The sequence below is a fragment of the Microcoleus sp. AT8-A3 genome, assembly GCF_036705675.1.
Classification (GTDB): Bacteria; Cyanobacteriota; Cyanobacteriia; order Cyanobacteriales; family Microcoleaceae; genus Microcoleus.
In genome coordinates this window covers 1-20,094 of record NZ_JAUBVD010000061.1, presented here as the reverse complement: position 1 = coordinate 20,094, position 20,094 = coordinate 1, and the positions used below count along the sequence as shown (strand labels likewise).

The window sequence follows — 20,094 nt, the reverse complement described above, 5'->3', positions numbered from 1 at the left end:
TTTTTCCCGGAGTTTTGGCCCAGATGAGGCCAGTGTGTGCGATCGCAAAAATTTGCCGAATAAATTTTATTTTTTTCTCTAAATGCCTAATCTTCCCGGCAACAAACAGTTTAAATTTTTAGACTATTAGTAACCTTAAATGAAAAAGCTTATTACTGCTCATGAAATTTCGGCTCTTAAAGTCAGTTTTTAGCGCGTCAATTATTGCCCTTGCTGCTCCGATTTTAGCAAACAGTCCAGCCTTCGCCCAAGCGCCTTCATTCTTCTGTGGCGCTACTGGTGGCCGCCCCGCTACAATTGCAGTCCAACAAGGCAAAAATATTCCCGTTATTTTGTGGCTAGCTGATAACTATTTCAATGAATCAGGAGAAGATGCGATTACTCGGTGCACCAGAGTCTCAGGAATTCTCAACAACTCGCAACCGCAAGGAAGCTGGGATAATATTGTCACAGCAGGTGCATCTAGCAACGGTCAATTAATTATTTGTGCAGCTAATCCTCAAGATGGTTCCTGTAGATTATTATATCAAGTACCCAAAGGTCAAAATCCCGAACAAGCCCGACAAGAACTCTTAAAAAGAGTTACAAATCCTAATGTAAGTGTTTCGCCTGTTAAAGTAAATTGATAATCATTAGTAGGGACACCGCACCGTGCCCATAGGTGTCAACTTAAGGTACAACAAATAGTCCGGCAGGGGTTGAAACCCCTGCCTCAAAGCTAAAGTCCTCGCTTCAGAGGACTAATGAGTGGAGATTCTTCTCTTCAGTCCTCTTTGAGAGGACTTTCGCTATTAGACAGGGGTTTCAACCCCTGGCGGACTTGATGGACGACTAACAGACTTGGCGGGCTGACAGCTTAAGTTGACACGAATAAGGGCACGGTGCGGTGTCCCTACTTGCAGATAGTTGAAACTCTGGTAAAATACTTCGGTTGAGTGGCGAAAAAATTGCAGCTTTGCTTCAGCAATTCTTCTAACCCTTCAACCTGCCTCAACCATACAGTGCCGTTGCTTCCAGCTACAGCAATTTGTTTTCCGTCTCGACTCCAACTGACACTAACAACATTCTCCTCGAACTCAAATTGAGCAACCTGCCGCCCCGCTAAATTCCACAGTCGCACTGTCTTGTCAATTCCCACTGTAGCCAGCCGTTCTCCGTCGGGGCTAAAACTAATTGATTTCGCATCAAAATGCAAGGTTTGAAATTCCTTAACTAATTCTTTTTCTGACAGATTCCACAGCCCAACTTTGCCATTTAATGTTACTGTAGCAAAGCGATACTGGTGTTGAGCCGGAGTGAAACTAATCCCTATTGCCTGAATAGGCAGTGTTTTTTTTAGCTTGCCCGATAAATTCCAAAGTCGCACTGTAGATTTGCCATCTAAAGTCGTTATGAAATCACCATTTGGGCTAAAATTTACGCTTCTCACTAAGCCGTTGTGACCTGGGAGTTTCTGGCTAGGCGATACTAATTGTGGCTGTTTTGACAATTGCCAAATTGCAGCATAGCTGTCTATCCCTGCCGCCGCTAATAACTTTCCTTCCGGGCTGAAACTGATGCTGGTAACAGAGCCTTTAATTCCTTTCAAAGTAGCAATATTTTTACCTGATAAATTCCAGATTTTAACTGTGCTGTCCCTTCCTGCGGTCGCTAAAAATTTACCATTTGGGCTAAAATTTACCATATTAACTGACTGCTGGAAAGCTTTCCATTCAGCAATTTTTTGCCCGGAAAAGTTCCATATCCGAACTCTATCGTCTATTCCTGCGGTTGCTAAAATCTGCCGATTTGGGCTAAAATTGACGCTGGTAACGGCATTTTTATGAGCTTGCCACGTTATCTTTCTTGGCGGACTTAATGAGGCTTTAATTTGCTGTGTTTCGCTAATTTTATCGAGAATTATTTGTAAGGCTAACAGCGGTCTAGTTGCCGGGTATTGTTCTAGCTTAGGTTTGTTTTGAACCAAGGTTCTTAATTTTTTCCCGGAGGCGATCGCCCTCAGTAAAGCTTCTGATAAAGCTTCGGTGTTTTCGGTTTTTTGAGATACCGCCAACAGTAAAGCATCGCTGCCATTTTGTTCGATTTCAATACTTGCTTGTGCTAGTTTAAACCGCTGGTAAGCGAGAGTTGAAAAGCCGATCGCCGCCAGTAACGATGCTGCCAGTACCGCAGAACCGATGCCGATCCACTGTTTGGCTTTTTGTTTGGCAGAGTCAGCTTCACTCAAAGCTTTTTCGGCATCACAGACAGCTTTTTTGGTTTCGAGTGTAGCTAAATGCAGCAGTTGATTTTGGTCGCTCAAAATAACTTTCTGGCTGGCAGTCAAAAACTGAAAATCTTCGTTTCTCAAACTTTTGCCGGCCGCCCAAACTAATGCTGACTGCAAATCATCCCCTCGCAACAGTTGGGAATCATCTTCACAGCTAGAATTTAGCCAGACTTTGATGGCTTCCGAGTAAGGCGAGAGTTTTTCTAATTTTTCTTCAATTAACTCTTGGTTAAATACAGCTTCATAAATAGGATTAGAAATGGTTAATTTTTCCCCGCGCTTAACGATTAATCCGCTTAATCGTAACTCCATTTGTTCGGCACTACCATCGGGGACAATTTCAGTTTGCTCTAAAATTTGCTGATACAATCCGAGTCTCCTCACAATCCGCTGGTTTTCTTTGAAAAGCCGATCGCGAATTGTGGACAAATGTTCTGGCACATCTTGAGTTTCCCAATTTTCCACAATTTTCAAGCGCACTACTTTCTCCACCCACTCTTTGGAATTTTGGACTAATTCGGCATTTTCAAAGAGAAGTTTGCACAGCTTTTGAGTCAAAAAAGGCTGCCCGCCAGTCCAATACAATACTTCTCTCAAAACTTCCTGAGAGCTGTCTGTCAGCTCTGCCAACCCCGCTGCTAGCGGTTGAGCTTCTGTTTCGTCAAAACCAGTTAATTCGATCGCCTTGCCAATATTAAAAGGGGTATTGCTGGTGGCATTTTGCTCGCGGCACAAATCCGTCGGCGATGCTACGCCTAAGAGGGCCCAAGTTAGGCGATCGAACTCTGAATTGTTGGCGCGCTTGTTGTAGCACGATCGAATTAAGGCTAAAAAATCGTCGGCGGGAAAATCTAGGGCGAGAATGCTGTCGATTTCGTCAATAAAAATGACAATATTGCTGGAAATGTTCGGTAACAGTACGGTTTCGATGAATTCGCTCAACCTTTGAACCGGAGTTAAAAAATTGCGATCGCGCCACCAAGTCCGCACGTTGACAATATCCGACAGGTTAAAATTATTTTCGAGGATGCGTAGCAAACCAGCATACCACTGTTCGGGAGTGACGCCGCGGTTGCCAATTTCCGAAATGTCGATCGCAGCACAAGCAATTCCTTCATTTCTCAGCCGCTGAATTGTCCGCACCTGCAAGCTAGATTTGCCCATTTGCCGGGAATTCAAAACATAGCAAAATTCCCCCGCCTTCAATCCGTTATATAAATCGTCGTCTGCTTGCCGCTTCACATAATTGGGAGCGTTATTTGTCAAACTCCCACCGACTTGATAGTAACTGGGTTTTGTGGTATAATCCATAGGATAAAATGGTACAATAAAAAGATCACCTTTTAGTCATTCGGCGGTTTCAACCGCTACTACATCATTTAAAATATCTCTTTACATCTACCGAAACGGGCACAATTAGTAAGGTGCGTCAGATCCGAAATCCTGAATAATTGCCCTATAACGAAAGTCGGACGCACCATACAATTTTAGCGCAGTTTACCGCCACCAATAAGGCCTAATAACATGAAAACTGATTGGACTGGATATAACGACGACAAAGACAAGTTAAGAACAGAAATTTGGTCTTTGCTCAAGCAGCAAGCCGCATCTATTGGCGATCCGTTTGGTCATATTCCCAACTTTGTTGGGGCCCAGTTGGCGGCGGAAAAATTGGCAAATTTACCAATTTGGCAACAAGCAAAAACGATTAAGTGCAATCCAGATGCGGCGCAAAATCCGGTGCGGATGCAAGCTTTGCAAGATGGAAAACGCCTGTATATGGCAGTACCGCGCTTGACAGAAGATCGCTGTTTTGTTGAGTTAACCGCTGAGGATTTGCAGAGACAAAATATATCAATTGCCGAAAGTGCGTTAGCGAAGCCCTCGAAGAGGATCGCCCGCAAAGCTCTCGATTGCGGAAAATTGGTAAGTTTTGCAGAAATGGAGCCAATTGATTTAGTAATAGTCGGTTGTGTAGCGGTGGCGCGCAACGGGGGAAGAACCGGGAAAGGTGCAGGTTTTGCCGATTTGGAATTGGCTATGTTGACAGAATTCGGGTTAGTAGAAATCGATACGCCAATTGTGACAACAGTGCATCCTTTGCAAATAGTCGAAGATTTGCGTTTACCGATGCAAGCTCACGATTGGGCACTGAATTGGATTGTTAATGCTGAGGAGGTAATTGAAACTAATACAACTTATCCGCGTCCAATTGGGTTAAACTGGGATAGTATACGGCCGGAACAGTTGGAAAAAATTCCAATTTTGCGAAAGTTGAGAGAGCAATTAACCAATAACCAATAGCTTGGAATCAAAATCAAGGCAAAAGAGCATCTACAGCGATCGCCCCAATTTCTCGGCCTTCAATAATAATCGGTATAACAGCCGATCGCCCGAAATCCAACCTTTGACTATAATCTGGCTGCTCAACTTCAGCAATTGGTTGAGAGTACACATCCACCAGTCCTTCAACAAGATTCACAATCCAATAAATCGCAATTCCAGCGCGGGCATAAATCCGTTTTTTGACAGTGCGATCGCGCTGAAGTGTCGTATCAGATACTTCAATAATCAGGGCAATATCTTCAGCACCCGGATGGCGATCGAGATACTGTCTTGTATCCCCTCGAACAACCACTATATCAGGTTCTGGTTCGCTGTTAGATAGCGTTATCGGTTCTTGAGAATCGACATACCAACCAGGGGGTAAAATATTCTCTAAAGCTGTCCTGACCAGACGAGTTGTTGCTCGATGCGGTGGATTTTTTGGCATTTTGAAAACCAGCCAACCTTCCAGCAATTCTACAGAGTCATCATCGGTGAGAATGCCAGCTTGAATTATCGCATGATACTGCTCGATGCTCAAGCGCAAAATCAGATCGTTCGGAATTGCTGCGACACTTTCGACGGGCTGCATAACTGTATGGGCGAGTTGATTATTGTCTTATTTTACCGTTTATTTAACGAACCGCGAAGGCGCGAAGGACGCGAAGTAAGAAAGCAGAAGAACAGGAAGAAGGTAATTTCATAATATATCTACTTTGTGGTGAATACGCGCCATGCAATGAAAGCTGTAAAAGCTAGATAACCAAATACGGCTATCCAATCTAGCCAATTATCGGATGTTATCAAAAAAATATCGTTCATGGGATGTTTTAATCTAAAAATATGTAGATTGTGATTTTTCGTTTGGTGGGGGCGGGTTTATGAGATTGTCAGTTTTAGGCTGTTATTATCGGTGAACCCGCCCCTACAATATCGGGAATTATACGATCGCAAACCGCTTTACATTTTACCCGATCGCGCTCAAGTGCGATCGAAAATATTGTCGGTACAACTCGCACCTCGGCACGCACTCGTTCCCCTGCAATTTCACCAACCCCAAGCTGTCTAATTTAAAAGCCTGCATAGCCTTTAATTGCACCGGAGAGTCCGCCACTACAATCTCTCTCATCCCCTGCGCCAACTCTGGATATTCTTCTAAATTCCACAATTGGCGGCGCAAATGGTCGCTGTAAATTCCAGCATCTGCGATCGCACTTTCTTTTAATTCATCTAGTGTCAAATCCGATCGCGAAATGTGATATAATGCAACTCGCACTAAATACGGATGTCCGCCGACAATTGCCATCAATTCCTCAACTTCTGCCTCCGACCAATTCAAATTATGGCGCGCTGCTAAATCTTGGATTTGCCCAGCGTTGAATTCCGGCAAATCAACGGGAAGTCCGACGTTGAAAGGCGATTGATTGATGTTCATCGGGATGTAAACTTCCGTGGAGTGAACTACAATTAATCGCAGTTTTTTCCAGATGTCGCGCCGCTTCGATTCTTCGTGCCACGCCCGCAGTAGTCCTAAAAAGTCTTCGGCAATGTCGGGATATTGGAAAACGCGATCGATCTCGTCTAATCCTAAAATTAAAGGACTGTCGATTTGCGGCAAAATGTATTTTTCAAAGTAATCTTTGCAGTTAACTTTGCTGCCAAAAATGTCATCCCAATAATCGTCTAATTGATTGGGTAAGTGCAACTCGCGGCCGACGTAAGCGCAAAACCATTTTAAGAATTTATCTAAGTTGGCAAAGACGCCTTTATCTACTAACTGAAAAGTTAGCGGCACGGTGCAATAGCCTTGACGGGATCCGTGATGCAAAATTCTTGCCATCAAGGAAGTTTTGCCCATTTGTCTCGGTGCTTTAATTCTAATTAACGCGCTGGGTTGCACAATAGTTTGATAGCAGCGTTCTTCAATGGGCGGGCGTTCTACATAAAATTGAGAAGCGACATCGACTTGTCCTCCCGGTAATTCTGGTTCGGCGGCGGGTAGAGGTATTTCGTCGCTGCTAATTTCTAATACCTGGTTTTGTGTTAAATCTTCTGTTTCTTCTGTGACTGGTGCGGGAGTTTCTGCTAGCAAGTTCAGAACTTCTTCGATAATAATTGGAGTGTCGGCGGTGGTTTTCCATTCCCTCTGTTTGATGCGGTACAGATAACCCCGCAAATCGTGATTTAGAGGCGCGTTCAGCGGAAAACCGACGCGGATGGGGAGAATTATTGGTTTTTTGTCATGGCGGGAGTCTTGGAGTTCTTTTGCTTGCTGAACTTGATATGTTAGTAGTTCGCTTTGGTTTCCCGTTGGCGGTAACAGTAGCAGCAAATAATCGCATTCTTGGAGGAATAAATTAATGCGATCGAACCAATTATCTCCTAATCTAATATTATTTTCTGCTGTGAAAACTGTATGACCGATCGCGCTTAAGGCCGTTTCTAACTGTTTTCCCAACTCGCGATCGGGTTCGGCGCTGCGATAACTGACAAATACTTTAACAATTCTGCTGCTGGTGGCTGTTTCTCCCGCTGGCGGCAAATTGTCCAGCACGTCTAAATTTTCCGGTTCCTCAAGTTTAGCCGATCGATGGTCGCTAGCAGCCAGAGTCATTTCAAAAGCCGCGAACAACTGTCGAATTTTACTCAAATCCGCACCTTCTCTACCCTGCTTAATTTTGCTGACTGTATCGGCACCAACGCCAGACTCGGCCTCGATTTCAGTCAGAGTACCTCTAATGTTATATCGGTCAGACCATTCTTGGAGCGCCTCGTTAAGTTTCTTTAAGCCAGAGGCAGTGAGAATGCGACCACGATCGCGTTTTGACTTGAGCACTTCGCTTGCACTGAAAGGGGAACGAATCTAGAAATTTTAACGCCTTAAGTCCCTATTTTAGGCGATTTTAAGGAAGATAGTCAGCCAGCCGGAATTTAAGGGATTTTACTTGAAGAGGTTTTTGGGGCGATCGACTCCTCAAACTCTGTCCTGATAACGGCTTCAACAGTTGAATATATTTGAGGATAAAAAGTTTTTCTTAACTCCCCAATCTCCGCCACTACTCACCACTTAACTTTTTAGAGTAGATACACCAAGCAAAAAAGGAGCAGCCAAATGAGCAAAATCTTACACAGACTGGCAATGGCCGCTTTGGGAACCGCCGCCATTTTCACAATTAATACACTTAATAATTTAACAGAAGCATCAGCGGCTGGTAAATTTGACGAACCAGAAATTTATCAAAACACAGTTTTTCCACTTGGCGTACCGGGTCAGTTCCATAAATAGGGCAATCCATTGATTGATTGATTTAATTGAATTAAGGAGAAATTATGAAGTCTACACTGTGTTCACCACAACCTATAGCTACCAAATCTGATTCCGTTGACGCTGAGGCGATCGATGCCTGCACTGCACTTGCGTGGGTGGAATTGGTAGCATTAGATGCCAGCGCTCTGACGGGGGATGATTGGCTGGCTTTGTGCGATGATATAGATAGCGGGGAAATCTACCGCTGCTGGTTTTTGTGGTGCGATCGCGAAGTTAGCGGTAATTGGGAAGCTTACGATCCTTTGAGCGATCGCCGATTTGTTGCTAAAGGAAAAGTTTTTCTCAAAGCCGCGATCGACTCGCTCGAAGATGCTAGAAATCGGGAAGTCGCCTAACTTGGATTCATCTCAGGTGAATAAAATTTGTGTCTACAAAACAAGAATTCTGCCACTAGAATTCGCCCCTGTACAAACTTTCGTCTCCCTCCGCCAGACTCGAAAAAAAAGGGGTAATATAACCGCATTTGATAGGAGTCCCGGAAACGGAATACTCTCAAAGAAAATAAAAAAAATACGGCTGCGGGCAAGAGTTGACTGTATGATGCTAGGTGCTTCGTATCGAAAGCGGTTGATAACGTTTTTCCAGCCGCTTTCTCGCTGCGGCCATTCAACTCTTTCTCTTTAAACATGACTCTAAAACTGCACAGCCACCAAAATGATTATTGAACGTTTGGGGGGAATTACTAAACTCAACGAACGTTTTCGCAGTTTGGGATTAACTGATACGATAATTCGCAATTGGCTCGGTGATTTTTAAGGAACAAATACCACAAGTTCTGTGGATATGGTAAAGCTGCTGGCGATGCTGTCTCGCGATAAATTAGTTTCTGAATCCAGTCGCGAACAAGCTTGAGAATTACTGCGGCACACAACAACTAGAACGCTGTTGCCTTCAGGTTTGGGTCCCGGTGCAGTTATTGCGGACAAAACCGGAGATATCGGCTTTGTGGTTGGCGATGCGGGAATTATTGATATGCCCAACGGTAAGCGTTATTTAGCCGCAATCTTTGTCAAACGTCCTTACAATGACCCGATTGTGAGAGATTTTGTCCGTCGAATTTCGCGGATTGTTTACAATTATTTAGACCAACCTGCGGCGAGAGTACCGGAGAAGTTACGTTGATCAGACAATTCGGCGATAGAAATCGCTACTAAACAAACAAAGTCCGCCTTCGCGGACTTGAAGAGAAGATTTTTAATTACTAATCACTATTAGACTTCTTGCAAAAATAATTAGGACGGGCTCTTCGGCCCATCCCACAAGAGTTATTTTTTCTTGTGGGATGGGCCGAAGAGCCCGTCCCATCAATTGAGGGAAAGGATTTTTGCAAGAGCTCTATTCTTTGCGCTCGACAGCCACAGTCAAATGAGCCGCAACTGCCCCCACTGTAGCAAGTACAGCAGCAATGGGAAAGACTACTGATCCTGCAACGCCACCTACCAATCCCGCCATCAGCGGAATGTCTGCCAAAGTCCGCCCTTGCGAGTTTTTGATGACAAGGCGGCGGAGTTTTCCTTGCTGAATTAGTTCTTTGACTTTACCAATTAGGCTGTCGCCGCTAATCTTAAATTCTTCCACTCTGACTTTTTCCTCTGTGGCAAATTCTGAGGCGAATACATGAGTTTCAACTGTTGGGTTGGCTGAATTCCCTGCCGCTGCTGTTTCGTCTTGTAGAATTGTTACTTGTTGTTCTAGTTGTGAGTTCATTTTGTGTAAGGGCGGGTGAAAACCAGCCGTTTAATTTCTATACCCTTATCTTCGGCGATCGCACTTGGGAATGACAGGCAAGGAAACCCTACAATCTGCATTCGTACTTTCCACCCCCGTCTTTTTACTCACAACATTATTTTTGTGGCGTTAGATCAGGGCGGATTTATGTATTCCTAAAGGTAGAGCAGATATTGTGGAAACAACCCGTCTCTAGATACAAGTAAGGTGCGTATGCCAGCTATGCCAAGATGGCTGCTGTCTGTTGAATCTTTAAGTTGGACACCAATCGGCGATCGCTTGCACTTACCCAGAAAGCTAACGATTTTGCTTGCCTAATCTCGGCTGAAAACAGATAACCTTAACGGACTTTTCGCCGATCTGTTTAAGCAGTCGATCGGCACGACTTCTTATCAATACCCGATCGCGCCACGGGTAAAACGGGAGAAGCAGTTGTTGAAATAAAAAGAGCGATCGATTAAGGAAGTGCGAGACCAGTTATTTGACATAAATAGTTTGAGCAGTAGAGAGAATTTCAAAGGCGGCGAATCCAGTTGGAACTGCGATCGATCGCCCGTTTACTGATTAGATCGACTCGTCTACTTAGCACTGCTTCGAGTTCTTCCTGCATTTGGGCGCGATCGAGTAGACGCCCGTTGGCTGTGGGGGCAAAAGCAACTAGGATATCGATGTCGCTGTCTGCATGAAAGTCGTCACGAAGTATCGAACCAAAGAGGGAGAGTTCGATGATTTGCCACTGTTGGCAGAATTTGGTGATTTGGTCAATTGGCAGGGCGAGATCGGTTTTCATTCAGCCTCCTTTGTCTAGCAGAAACTAGGTTTCGATAAAATTGTATAATAGCTGCTAACAATGAGACTTATATTTTGCATTTTTACATAAATTTCTCATTAATAATTCCATTGATTCCGAACCACAAACTGATTATTGAGTTCATATTCGGCTGTTTCTAAATTATCAATTGCCTTCACTATCGCCTGATAACTCATATTCTTAGAAGCTTCAGAATCTTGATAAACTGCCAAAATTCCTGAATGTTCTGGGTTCGCTTGATGCAATTGCTGAAAGTCATCACAATTGCGTGTAAGCAGCACTCTCTCATTTTCTCTGGCAGCGTCTAGCACGACTGAATCTGGATGATTCATTAAATTTAATGTATTGACTGTGGCTACATCGTGACCGGCTGCCTGAAGAAGATTGACTAAATACTTGGCTTGAGAATCTTCGTCAAGCAGCATTCGTAGACTGAACTTGGACTCCTTTTACTTCCAATCGATAGCGTTCCTCGTCTGCTTCTAATTTTAAAATTTCTTGATTATTCTGACAGTAATCAATCGCCTCATAGATAGCAGACAGGGGTAAATCCCAATTTTCGGCAGCTTGTTCGGGTGACATCTGATTGGCAGTCATGTCTCGCCAAATAGTCGATGCCAGTAATTTACGTCCCTTAATGTAAAGTTGTTTGCGCCAAGGATGAGGACGTGCAATTAAATATTGCCAATTCTCGATTTCTGGTGTACTTTGCAGGGATTGAACGATCGCACCTAGCAGGGCAAGGCGATCGCTGACTGATAGTTGGCTGGCTTTTTCTTTAAGCTCTTGCAAGGACATAAAAAAATACTCCAACAAAGGTTGGTATCTGAATTATAGTACATTGGAAGGCGTGGACAATCGAGATTGACATAAACCTTTTGAGCATCAGGGTCACGTAAATGACTGTTTATACTGATGACTATTTTTTAGACATCCGGTATGAGTGGCAGACGACGAATACGAATACGGCTTGGCTCGACCGAAATGGCCGCTCCTTGTTCTAAATCCTCCTCGCACTCAGCAATTACCATCAGCAGTAAATCCGTTAATGCTTGGGCGCGTAACCTTTCAATCCGAACGCGAATAACTGAAGGAGAAGCTGCTTCATCAAGTGCTAGCAATGTATGAAAATCCGCATCGAGTGTAACAACCACACGTTCCTCAAATCTGGCTTTCTGGATGATTTCGGTATCTTCGGCTTGAGACATACCAATTTCACCAACATGGATGGTTTCGATACCTGCATCACGTAATAATGCTGCCGCCGAAAGTGGTAATCCCTGGTCAAGCAACAGCTTCATAATGATTAGGTAGCTCAATGATGCGATCGTCAAGGTAACAAGATACAAAAACTAGGGCTTGCCGGATATCTTCATCCTCTAGTTCGGGAAACTCTTGATGTAGCTCTTCTCGATCGGGATAAGTTGCTAGCAGCTCAATCACTCGACGAACAGTAAGCCGAAGATCGCGAATACATGGTTGCCCGTTCATCCGCTTTGGATTGCTTGTAATACGATCTATTTTCATTTTGACCCTCGCAACCTCAAGAGTAGTTCTGACGAAACCATATCAAGTGTCCCAGTTAAGTGGAGTTGGTCTCTCTATTTTAGTCGTTCTGTAGATCCCGTCTACGCGCACAAAATCGTCAGCGTTGGCACTTTCAGCTTTGATAATTTCTCCCCAAGGGATGTATTCATAATCAGGCAACCAAGCATCTTGCCTTCGCAGGAGAAAATCAAGAAAAAGTCTCGAATCTCTTAAACTATCTTCAGTTACTTTGAGCGTGCATTCTTCAGTGCGAAATTTGTAACCAACATGAGTACCACTGGTAATATAAATATCCCATTTCTTGGGGTTCCAACCGTCGGCTATGGGCGTACCCCGCGCTTCCATTTCCTCTGCATATTCCGGTAATTCTTGGGGTGAAATCTCAAAAACCTCTTCGGTGTAATCTACTCCCCACTCGAACTCTTCAATACATTTACCATTCTCAAATAGCTGATACGCAGAACAACCTGATGTATCTTCATTCTGTAAATAAATGCATCGAGTTTTCAATGACTCAGACACCTGAGAAACCTTGCTATCTACACACACATTGATTGGAAAAACTATACTCCACGGATGTCCTTTATACTGATATATAAGTGACATCCAGCAATCACTAGGATGATACTGCTTACCCCATACGTTTAGCTCTAAATTGCCACCAAATACTTTGGCAATCACCGGACTGCTTAATTCAATGGGAGCTTTGACTAAAAGAATGCCAACCTTATTTGCTTCCAGTTCTATAAACTGAAAACCGCGCCTTTTTGATAGTGCTACTTCTGATATCATAGAAAAACAAAGCGTCTAGTGTGAAAATAATTTGGAACCTTCACTTTTTTAGTCGAGATTGTTTCTATAGTTGTGTCACAAATGCGTTACAATATATGATATAACCTAAAATACCGCAATTCGCTCACCGATGTCAAAAGTTAGGTAGATAATTTTATATACTCATGACTATTTTTACTCTACGATCGATCAAAAAAGACTTCGGCATCAAGGAACTCTTGACAGATGCCAGTTTCAGCCTCGATGAAGGCGATAAAGTCGGACTCATCGGCACAAACGGTTCCGGCAAATCAACCCTGCTGAAAATGATTGCGGGTATGGAGTCGATCGACTCTGGCGATCGCTGGGTCAATCCAGGGTCTACAATTGTCTATCTTCCCCAACAGCCGGATTTAGACGAAAATCACACTGTCTTAGAGCAAGTATTTGCCGACAGTGGCGAACAAATGGCTTTAGTGCGCGAATACGAGGAAATTTCCGATCAATTGTCCCACGGCAAAGGCGATACAGACAAGTTGATGGCGCGTCTGTCTGCGGTGTCTGAACGGATTGATGAGGTGGATGCGTGGGATTTGGAAACCAAGGCGAAATTGATTTTGACCAAGTTGGGGATTGAGGATTTTGATGCGAAAATTGCCGATTTGTCGGGCGGCTACCGCAAGCGAATTGCCTTAGCAACGGCTTTGTTGTCCGAGCCCGATGTCTTGCTGATGGATGAACCGACAAACCACTTAGATGCGCTGTCTGTGGAGTGGTTGCAGAACTATTTGAACGGCTATCGCGGTGCTTTGCTGCTGATTACGCACGATCGCTATTTTCTCGATCGCGTTACCAATCGCATCCTAGAGATCGATCGCGGCGACCTTTACAATTATGCTGGCAATTACGCTTATTACTTGGAGAAAAAAGCCCTAGCTGAAGAATCCGCAGCCAGCACAGTTCGCAAACACGCGGGTGTATTGCGGCGCGAATTGGAATGGCTCAAACGCGGGCCGAAGGCGCGCAGTACCAAGCAAAAAGCTCGGATCGATCGCATTAAAGATATGCGAGCCCAGGAGTTCAAAACAGCCAACGGCAAAGTCGAAATTGCCACAGCGGGCCGCCGGATTGGTAAGAAGGTTATTGAGTTACTGAATATCTGTAAAGCTTACGGCGATCGCACTTTAATTAAAGATTTTACCTACAATTTCACACCCGAAGACCGGATAGGAATTATTGGCTGCAACGGTGCGGGAAAATCGACGCTGATGGATATCATCACCGGACGCATTCAGCCGGATTCGGGTACTGTCGAAATTGGCACAACCATTCATATCGGTTATTTTGACCAGCATTCAGAGGATTTGACGCCCAACGAAGACCAGCGAGTTATTGAATACTTGAAAAGTGTGGCCGAGTTGGTGCAAACGGCGGACGGGGAAATCATTACCGCTTCTCAAATGTTGGAAAAGTTTCTGTTTCCACCGAACCAACAGTATGCACCGATTAACAAACTTTCGGGCGGGGAAAAGCGCCGATTATTTCTGTTGAAAGTGCTGATGAGTGCGCCCAACGTGCTGATTTTAGACGAACCGACAAACGACCTGGACGTGCAGACTTTGGCGGTTTTGGAGGATTATCTCGAAGATTTTAACGGCTGCGTAATTGTGGTGTCCCACGATCGCTATTTTCTCGATCGCACGATCGACATGGTTTTCGCATTGGAACCTGGCGGCAATTTGCGCTTGTATCCCGGCAATTATTCAGTGTATTTAGATTACAAGAAAGCCGAAGAAGCCAAGGAAATAAAAGGGCAAAAAGAAAAAGAAAAAGTTACGCGTACTGTTGAATCTAACAATTCAAAACCCACAAATTCCCCTCAAAAAGCTCCCAAAGTCTCCTTCAATGAGAAGCGGGAATACGAACAATTAGAAAGTCAAATCCCGAAAATGGAAGCTGAAAAAGAAGACATTGAGAAGATTTTGTCTCACAATGCTCCGAGCGAGTTTGCCGAGATGAAGAAGTTATCGGATCGTTTGGCTCAGTTGACGCAGGAGATCGATCGGGCGACTGAGCGCTGGTTGGAATTGGCGGAACGGGTGGGTTAATTTGGGTTGTCCGAATGTTGTGTTTAGCTCCTGTTAATAATGACAGGAGCTATAGCAATCCTTGCAGGAGTCGTAAATTTTTTACCCCACCCCAACCCTCCCCTTGGTAAGGGGAGGGAGTAAGAAATTCACAAATGATTTAGGATTGCTATAGAGTAATTATGAGTGAAATAATCCCATGCTGAAACGAATATATATTGACAATTTTCGCTGTTTGGTAAACTTTGAACTTGACTTTGATGCCATTAATCTATTTCTGGGTTCTAACGGATCGGGTAAATCAACAGTTTTTGAGGTGTTGCAGAAAATCCAAGCATTGGTCAGCGGCGACAGTAAGGTTGAAGGAATTTTCAAACCTGCGGACTTCACCCGCTGGCAAACTTTACAAATTCAGCGTTTCGAGCTAGAAATTCTCGGTAATGGCGGCTGCTACAAATATCAATTACAAATCGATGAGTATGGAGATAAATGTCGTGTTAGGTACGAGAGTCTGCTCTTTGATAACCAGCCTTTACTACAATTTGAATTCGGCGAAGTTCAACTCTATCGAGATGATTATTCACCGGGCCCGAAATACCAGTTTGACTGGTCGCAATCTATTCTGCCTTCATTAATGCCAAGAAACGACAACACGAAGTTAACTTGGTTTAGAGAACGGATGGCGCGATTTATCATCGTGCAAGTTGTTCCCAGCTTGATGGTTGATGAAAGTAGCCAAGAACAAATGCGTTTGAGTCCTCGGATGGAAAATTTTGTTTCTTGGTATCGCTACTTATCTGAAGATCAAGGTAAAATTGCTGAGATTGGAAATATTTTAAGAGATGTTTTGGATGGATTCAACAATTTTAAGTTTGAGCGAGTAAGCGAAGATAATTTGGTATTAAAACTGCGGTTTTCAGGAGAAAAAGATAACAGCAAGCCAATTGAATATCGTCTCAGAGAATTGTCGGACGGACAAAAAACATTAGTGGCTTTATACGCGCTGATTTACGGTACAAAATCGGAAGATTATACCTTGTGGATTGATGAACCGGAAAACTTTTTAGCATTACCAGAAATTCAACCCTGGCTGATTGAGCTTTATGACCTTTGTAGCGAGGAAAAAGTTCAAGCATTACTAATTTCTCACCATCCTGAGTTAATTAACTATCTTTTAGCTTCACGGATTGGCTATTGGTTTGAGCGTCAAAGCAATGCTGCTGTTCGAGTCAAACGAATTAGCAATGAAGTAGCTGACAATTCGGGATTGCCAGTTTCTGAACTGATTGCACGGGGATGGTTGAATGAGTCAGCGTAGAGTTCAGATTGTCATTCTCTGCGAGGATCTACAGCAGTTTGTTTTTGCGCGTTATTTCCTAAAAAGGAGAGGTTTTACAGGTAGATTTCGGGCTAATATTTGTCCGAAAGGTAGCCAAGCTGGAGAACAGTATGTACGCACTCAGTATCTGGCGGAAGTGAAAGCTTATCGCCAGAATAGAAACCGGGTGGCGATTGGATTAGTTGTGTTAATTGATGCAGATACGGGTACGCTGGCAGCAAGACTTAATTGGTTAGCTAGTGTGCTTGATGAACATAAGCAGGAAAATAGGGAACCGAATGAGGCGATCGCGATTTTTGTTCCCAAGCGCAATATTGAGACTTGGATACACTATTTGCAGGGAGATTATTTGCAGGGAGAAACTGTGAATGAAGAGGATGCTTATGCAAAATTTGAGAAGAATGAGGCTATTTGCAAACGCCCTGTTGAGGATTTAGCCGATCGATGTTATTCTCAGAGCTTACCAGAAAATGCGCCGCTATCGCTTCAGGCAGCTTGTGGGGAATTACAGCGGTTGTTACCACTGTTGCAGCCATGAGTTATGAGAAAATCTGCAACCTGTCATTACTGTCAAGCAAACTGACCAAAAACTTAAGACGGATAAAAGTCTGAAATCGTTGTCAAAGCTGCAAAGCCATCGCAAACAGCGGCAAAAAACCCGCTTTTTTTGCGATCGCCCCAAGTAAAGCTGTATGTCACAAACTGCGAAGCCCCGGAGGGTGGGGTTGACAAAAGCAGTAGAATATGCAGTAAAAGTCAGGGTAAGCAAGTAAGACTGGCAGCAGAAAACAGGGGCGAAAAGGCACAAAACAGGTAAAACAAAAGTCGATCGGGCAAAGTAAGTTGGTCGAGGACTAAAAATATGGTGATGGGTGAGATACAATTGACCTGTTCTGAGCCAAGAATTGGTCAACATCACAAGTATCCTGTAGAAGTCTGAAGTTGAGAATCTCAGGGTTGTCGAGGAGCGGGAGCAAACAGAAAACTATGCCTCAAAAAGTAATCGCCGAACAGATGTCTTTGGAATCAGCGTCAGAGCCGATCGCCGTGAGGGCGACGGTGGAAACAGTGCCAGCCGAAGCAGTGGCAGTAGAGTCCTACGCCGATCGGTTGATGGACGAACTGTTTGAAGGAGTCGATCGAGCATTCGACGGCAGCGGCGGACTGCCATCGGAACCAGTGCAGCCAGAATTCGTGGCCCTCAAGTCGATCTCGGTACCTCAAATAGTTTTGTCGCAGTTGGCACCCCCCCAGTCGCAGCGGGGCGAAAAAGACGTAGAAGCGATCGCCCGCCAAGTCGCCCTAGAAACAACCAAAAAACAGCAGTCCAAACAATCATTCGACAGAATGCTGCTGGGAGCAGCATTTGGGTCGCTGCTGCTAGTCATGGGGTTATGGCTCGCGAGCAGGTCGGGACTCGTGCGCTTGCCCGCCGCCCCCGCACCAGAGACACCCGCAGCAAGTGGCAAAACAGCACCAGACACCCCGTTTGTGGAATACGTGCAGCGCTCCCTAGAAGCGATCGAACAAAAAAAAGCACCCCAGGCTAACCCCCAACTTGCAGGAGTTCCCGCAGCCCCCACCCCAGGGACGCTGCCGAGCATTCAAATTTCCGGCGCGCCGCCGGCAACCGCAGGTCTTTCGACAGCAGTCAACCGCATCGCTGATGCCCTAGAACAAGCCGGCGCACAGCCGGGAGCACCAGCACCCCAAATCGTAGTGATCCCTCCCCCCGCTCAGGTGACTGTGGCTCCGCCTGCTCAGGTGGCTGCGGCTCCGGCGGCTCCTGCTGCTCCTGCTGCTCCTCAAACCGCGGCAGTTTCCCCCTCACCGGCTGCTCCAGCCTCCGGTCGTGCGATCGCCGCTGCGGGAAATCGAGATCCCCTCGCCGCTTCCCCTTCCCCCTCGGAGTCTCCCCAGCCAAAGATTTTGGCTCGCGAAACCGAACCGGCACCAGCGCCCGCAGCAGCCCAGCAATCTGCGCCCGCGCCCGAGCAATCGGCACCGGCCGTTAGCAGCGCCTCCACTTCCGCCCACACGCTGGTAGGGATTTTGGAGTTGGGCGATCGATCGGCTGCTTTGTTTGAAGTAGACGGCGTAGCCCGCAGAATTTATGTCGGCGAAAGCATCGGCGCTAGCGGTTGGACGCTGGCAGAAATCAAAAATCAAGAAGCAGTGATTCGCAAGGGAGGAGATGTGCGATCGGTTTTTGTCGGCCAAAAGTTCTAATCAGTCATCAGTTATGAGTCATTAGTCATCAGTCATTAGTTATGAGTTAGGTAATGGTAATTGGTGATTGGCAATTACGAGGCTGTACCTCACCGTTGAAAACAGTTAGTTATAATAACCGACAACTAATGACCGATGATCGATCGCCAGTGACTAAGAACCAATGACTAATAACTAATGACCAATGACTAATGACCGAAAGCATCCAGGATACAACCCCCCGGATTCATGTGTGGAGAAATAAAAAACCTGTATCCGATAAACTTGCCCCCGAATTTATCTCGCGCAAGTCAATGCTAAAATCTAAAATCTAAAATCTAAAACCTAAAATCGATTGACTGAGGAATTATAAAAAATGGGCTTATTTGATGATTTCAGCCGCTTTCTAGAAACCCGATTAGAAGAATTTTTGCGTAGCAATCCCCATCTCGAATTGCAGGCAATAGAAGAACAACTGAAGGAACAAGAAGAAGACACTCTGCGACTGATTCTCGATATCCAAAAACAAGAGAAAAAACTGCAAGCCGAAATTCTCTCCGCCGCCCAAGAAATTCAGCGCTGGAACGATCGCATCAACAAAGCTAAAGCTGCTCAAAGGCTCGATTTAGCTCAAGCCGCCCAAGAGCGACAAGCCGCTTTGCTGCGTCAGGGAAATCAGCGCTGGGGTCAAATGCAAGGCTGCAAAGAACGGATTGAAAAAGCAAAAGAACTGTACCGCCAAATTCAAGTACGGCGAAAAGAAGTCCGAGCCAAAGCGGCAGAAGCCGCAACTCGCCCTACCACTAAAACAGAGCCAAATTGGGATACAAAGGGTTGGAATCAGAGTTCAAATTATAACAGTTTTAATGCGGCAGATCCTTTAGAAGAAAAGTTTCAACGCTGGGAAGCAGACGAAGAACTCGATCGAATGAAGCGCAATATAGGCAGATAGGGCGTTGCTGATTTACGGTATGAAAAGCTCAATATGCAAGTCATATAAACCAGTACCCACAAAGCTTCCCGATTTCCCACTGATTTTTTTCATACCCTGATTAAGCAACGCCGATTTTGAAATAATATTCGTGAAGATTAGAGTAAAAAAGACAAATTATGCATCAAAAAACAGTTTTTAAAGTTAAATCTCTGCGGTTATTCACAACGGTTGCTCTGCTTGAGAAGGTGGCTCTTCGGGCAGCGGAATAAACTCTGTCTCTTGAGGAACCTGAGCAAAGCGTCCCTCTCTCCAATCGAGTTTAGCTTGCTCAATGCGCGAGTGCCGACTCGAAACAAAATTCCACCACTTATGGCGCTCACCAACAGGTTCACCGCCAATCACAATACAACGAGCCTTGGCTGAAGCAGAAATGTTTACTTCAGTGCCTGAATTTAGAACCGCTAACCGATGTTGTTCCAGAGGCTCTCCATCGATCGCAAGCCCCTCTGTTACGCTGTAAACCGCCTGTTCGCTGTAATGGCCCGGTAAGGTAAATTCTCTTCCAGCAGTCAGTTGCACGTCCAGATAAATCATGGGTGAAAATATTTGAACTGGGGAAGTGCGATCGTATGCCTCACCCGCAATCAGGGTGAACGAAACTCCTGCGTCCTGCTTCGTAAAACTTACCCAAACTTGACTAAAGCCATCTTTAGTCGCAATTCAGAACTCACTTCCTGCGCTGTTGG

At 44.9% G+C, this 20,094-nt stretch carries 20 protein-coding genes and 1 pseudogene; 10 read left to right on the top strand and 11 right to left on the bottom strand.

All coding sequences use genetic code 11. The annotated features are described in order from the left end of the window. The first annotated feature begins 161 nt into the window (after positions 1 to 161). Positions 162 to 626, top strand: a complete 465-nt coding sequence (locus QUB51_RS25315; protein WP_333054612.1) for a COP23 domain-containing protein — start codon at positions 162 to 164, stop codon at positions 624 to 626. Positions 627 to 892: 266 nt separating this feature from the next. Here the strand turns inward: QUB51_RS25315 and QUB51_RS25310 are convergent, their stop codons facing one another. Then, positions 893 to 3,580 carry an AAA-like domain-containing protein gene (locus QUB51_RS25310; RefSeq protein WP_333263722.1) on the bottom strand — a complete coding sequence of 896 codons (2,688 nt, stop codon included), beginning with the start codon at positions 3,578 to 3,580 and terminating at the stop codon, positions 893 to 895. Between the two features lie 213 nt (positions 3,581 to 3,793). Between QUB51_RS25310 and QUB51_RS25305 the strand changes: the two genes are divergently transcribed. Continuing rightward, positions 3,794 to 4,573, top strand: a complete 780-nt coding sequence (locus QUB51_RS25305; RefSeq protein ID WP_333212212.1) for a 5-formyltetrahydrofolate cyclo-ligase — start codon at positions 3,794 to 3,796, stop codon at positions 4,571 to 4,573. Positions 4,574 to 4,586: 13 nt separating this feature from the next. Here QUB51_RS25305 and QUB51_RS25300 read toward each other — a convergent pair whose 3' ends face one another. Next, positions 4,587 to 5,186, bottom strand: coding sequence for a Uma2 family endonuclease (locus QUB51_RS25300; RefSeq protein ID WP_333263719.1), 600 nt, complete (start codon positions 5,184 to 5,186; stop codon positions 4,587 to 4,589). Between the two features lie 375 nt (positions 5,187 to 5,561). Further along, positions 5,562 to 7,430 carry an AAA-like domain-containing protein gene (locus tag QUB51_RS25295; protein WP_333212208.1) on the bottom strand — a complete coding sequence of 623 codons (1,869 nt, stop codon included), beginning with the start codon at positions 7,428 to 7,430 and terminating at the stop codon, positions 5,562 to 5,564. 276 nt (positions 7,431 to 7,706) lie between these two features. On the opposite strand from QUB51_RS25295, the gene QUB51_RS25290 reads away from it, so the two are divergent. From QUB51_RS25290 to QUB51_RS25280, 3 genes and pseudogenes are all read left to right on the top strand, one after another. Beyond that, on the top strand, positions 7,707 to 7,880 hold the full coding sequence (locus QUB51_RS25290) for a hypothetical protein (protein ID WP_333040368.1): 174 nt from the start codon (positions 7,707 to 7,709) through the stop codon (positions 7,878 to 7,880). 44 nt (positions 7,881 to 7,924) lie between these two features. Beyond that, positions 7,925 to 8,257 carry a hypothetical protein gene (locus QUB51_RS25285; RefSeq protein ID WP_333054618.1) on the top strand — a complete coding sequence of 111 codons (333 nt, stop codon included), beginning with the start codon at positions 7,925 to 7,927 and terminating at the stop codon, positions 8,255 to 8,257. Between the two features lie 319 nt (positions 8,258 to 8,576). After that, positions 8,577 to 9,044 (top strand): annotated as a pseudogene (locus QUB51_RS25280) (serine hydrolase). A gap of 213 nt (positions 9,045 to 9,257) precedes the next feature. On the opposite strand, the gene QUB51_RS25275 reads toward QUB51_RS25280, so the two are convergent. From QUB51_RS25275 to QUB51_RS25245, 7 genes are all read right to left on the bottom strand, one after another. Next, a complete protein-coding gene (locus QUB51_RS25275; RefSeq protein ID WP_333212206.1) occupies positions 9,258 to 9,629 on the bottom strand; it encodes a DUF4342 domain-containing protein in 372 nt (123 codons plus the stop codon). A 535-nt stretch (positions 9,630 to 10,164) separates the two neighbouring features. After that, a complete protein-coding gene (locus QUB51_RS25270) occupies positions 10,165 to 10,440 on the bottom strand; it encodes a nucleotidyltransferase family protein (protein ID WP_333212204.1) in 276 nt (91 codons plus the stop codon). A 98-nt stretch (positions 10,441 to 10,538) separates the two neighbouring features. Beyond that, a complete protein-coding gene (locus QUB51_RS25265; RefSeq protein WP_333212203.1) occupies positions 10,539 to 10,886 on the bottom strand; it encodes a DUF5615 family PIN-like protein in 348 nt (115 codons plus the stop codon). Then, positions 10,876 to 11,259, bottom strand: coding sequence for a hypothetical protein (locus tag QUB51_RS25260; RefSeq protein ID WP_333212201.1), 384 nt, complete (start codon positions 11,257 to 11,259; stop codon positions 10,876 to 10,878). Before QUB51_RS25260 ends, QUB51_RS25265 begins: the two co-directional genes overlap by 11 nt. A gap of 128 nt (positions 11,260 to 11,387) precedes the next feature. Beyond that, a complete protein-coding gene (locus QUB51_RS25255) occupies positions 11,388 to 11,762 on the bottom strand; it encodes a DUF5615 family PIN-like protein (RefSeq protein WP_333212199.1) in 375 nt (124 codons plus the stop codon). Next, complete coding sequence (locus tag QUB51_RS25250) at positions 11,746 to 11,988, bottom strand: DUF433 domain-containing protein (RefSeq protein WP_333212197.1); 243 nt, start codon at positions 11,986 to 11,988, stop codon at positions 11,746 to 11,748. Before QUB51_RS25250 ends, QUB51_RS25255 begins: the two co-directional genes overlap by 17 nt. 42 nt (positions 11,989 to 12,030) lie before the next feature. Then, a complete protein-coding gene (locus QUB51_RS25245) occupies positions 12,031 to 12,801 on the bottom strand; it encodes a hypothetical protein (protein WP_333212195.1) in 771 nt (256 codons plus the stop codon). Positions 12,802 to 12,965: 164 nt separating this feature from the next. Here QUB51_RS25245 and QUB51_RS25240 point away from each other — a divergent pair, with 164 nt between their 5' ends. The 5 genes from QUB51_RS25240 to QUB51_RS25220 all read left to right on the top strand — a co-directional run bounded on the left by QUB51_RS25240 (position 12,966) and on the right by QUB51_RS25220 (position 19,366). Then, a complete protein-coding gene (locus QUB51_RS25240) occupies positions 12,966 to 14,888 on the top strand; it encodes an ATP-binding cassette domain-containing protein (protein ID WP_333234237.1) in 1,923 nt (640 codons plus the stop codon). A gap of 178 nt (positions 14,889 to 15,066) precedes the next feature. Next, the gene (locus QUB51_RS25235; protein WP_333263716.1) at positions 15,067 to 16,185 is read left to right on the top strand and encodes an AAA family ATPase; all 1,119 of its coding nucleotides are present in this window, start codon (positions 15,067 to 15,069) and stop codon (positions 16,183 to 16,185) included. After that, on the top strand, positions 16,172 to 16,744 hold the full coding sequence (locus QUB51_RS25230) for a hypothetical protein (protein WP_333054631.1): 573 nt from the start codon (positions 16,172 to 16,174) through the stop codon (positions 16,742 to 16,744). The genes QUB51_RS25235 and QUB51_RS25230 overlap by 14 nt, the downstream gene beginning before the upstream one ends. Before the next feature lie 449 nt (positions 16,745 to 17,193). Further along, positions 17,194 to 18,435, top strand: coding sequence for a hypothetical protein (locus tag QUB51_RS25225; RefSeq protein WP_333054632.1), 1,242 nt, complete (start codon positions 17,194 to 17,196; stop codon positions 18,433 to 18,435). A gap of 355 nt (positions 18,436 to 18,790) precedes the next feature. Continuing rightward, on the top strand, positions 18,791 to 19,366 hold the full coding sequence (locus QUB51_RS25220; protein ID WP_333054634.1) for a TIGR04376 family protein: 576 nt from the start codon (positions 18,791 to 18,793) through the stop codon (positions 19,364 to 19,366). A gap of 201 nt (positions 19,367 to 19,567) precedes the next feature. Here QUB51_RS25220 and QUB51_RS25215 read toward each other — a convergent pair whose 3' ends face one another. Further along, complete coding sequence (locus QUB51_RS25215; protein WP_333234240.1) at positions 19,568 to 19,942, bottom strand: pirin-like C-terminal cupin domain-containing protein; 375 nt, start codon at positions 19,940 to 19,942, stop codon at positions 19,568 to 19,570. Positions 19,943 to 20,094 lie beyond the last annotated feature (152 nt).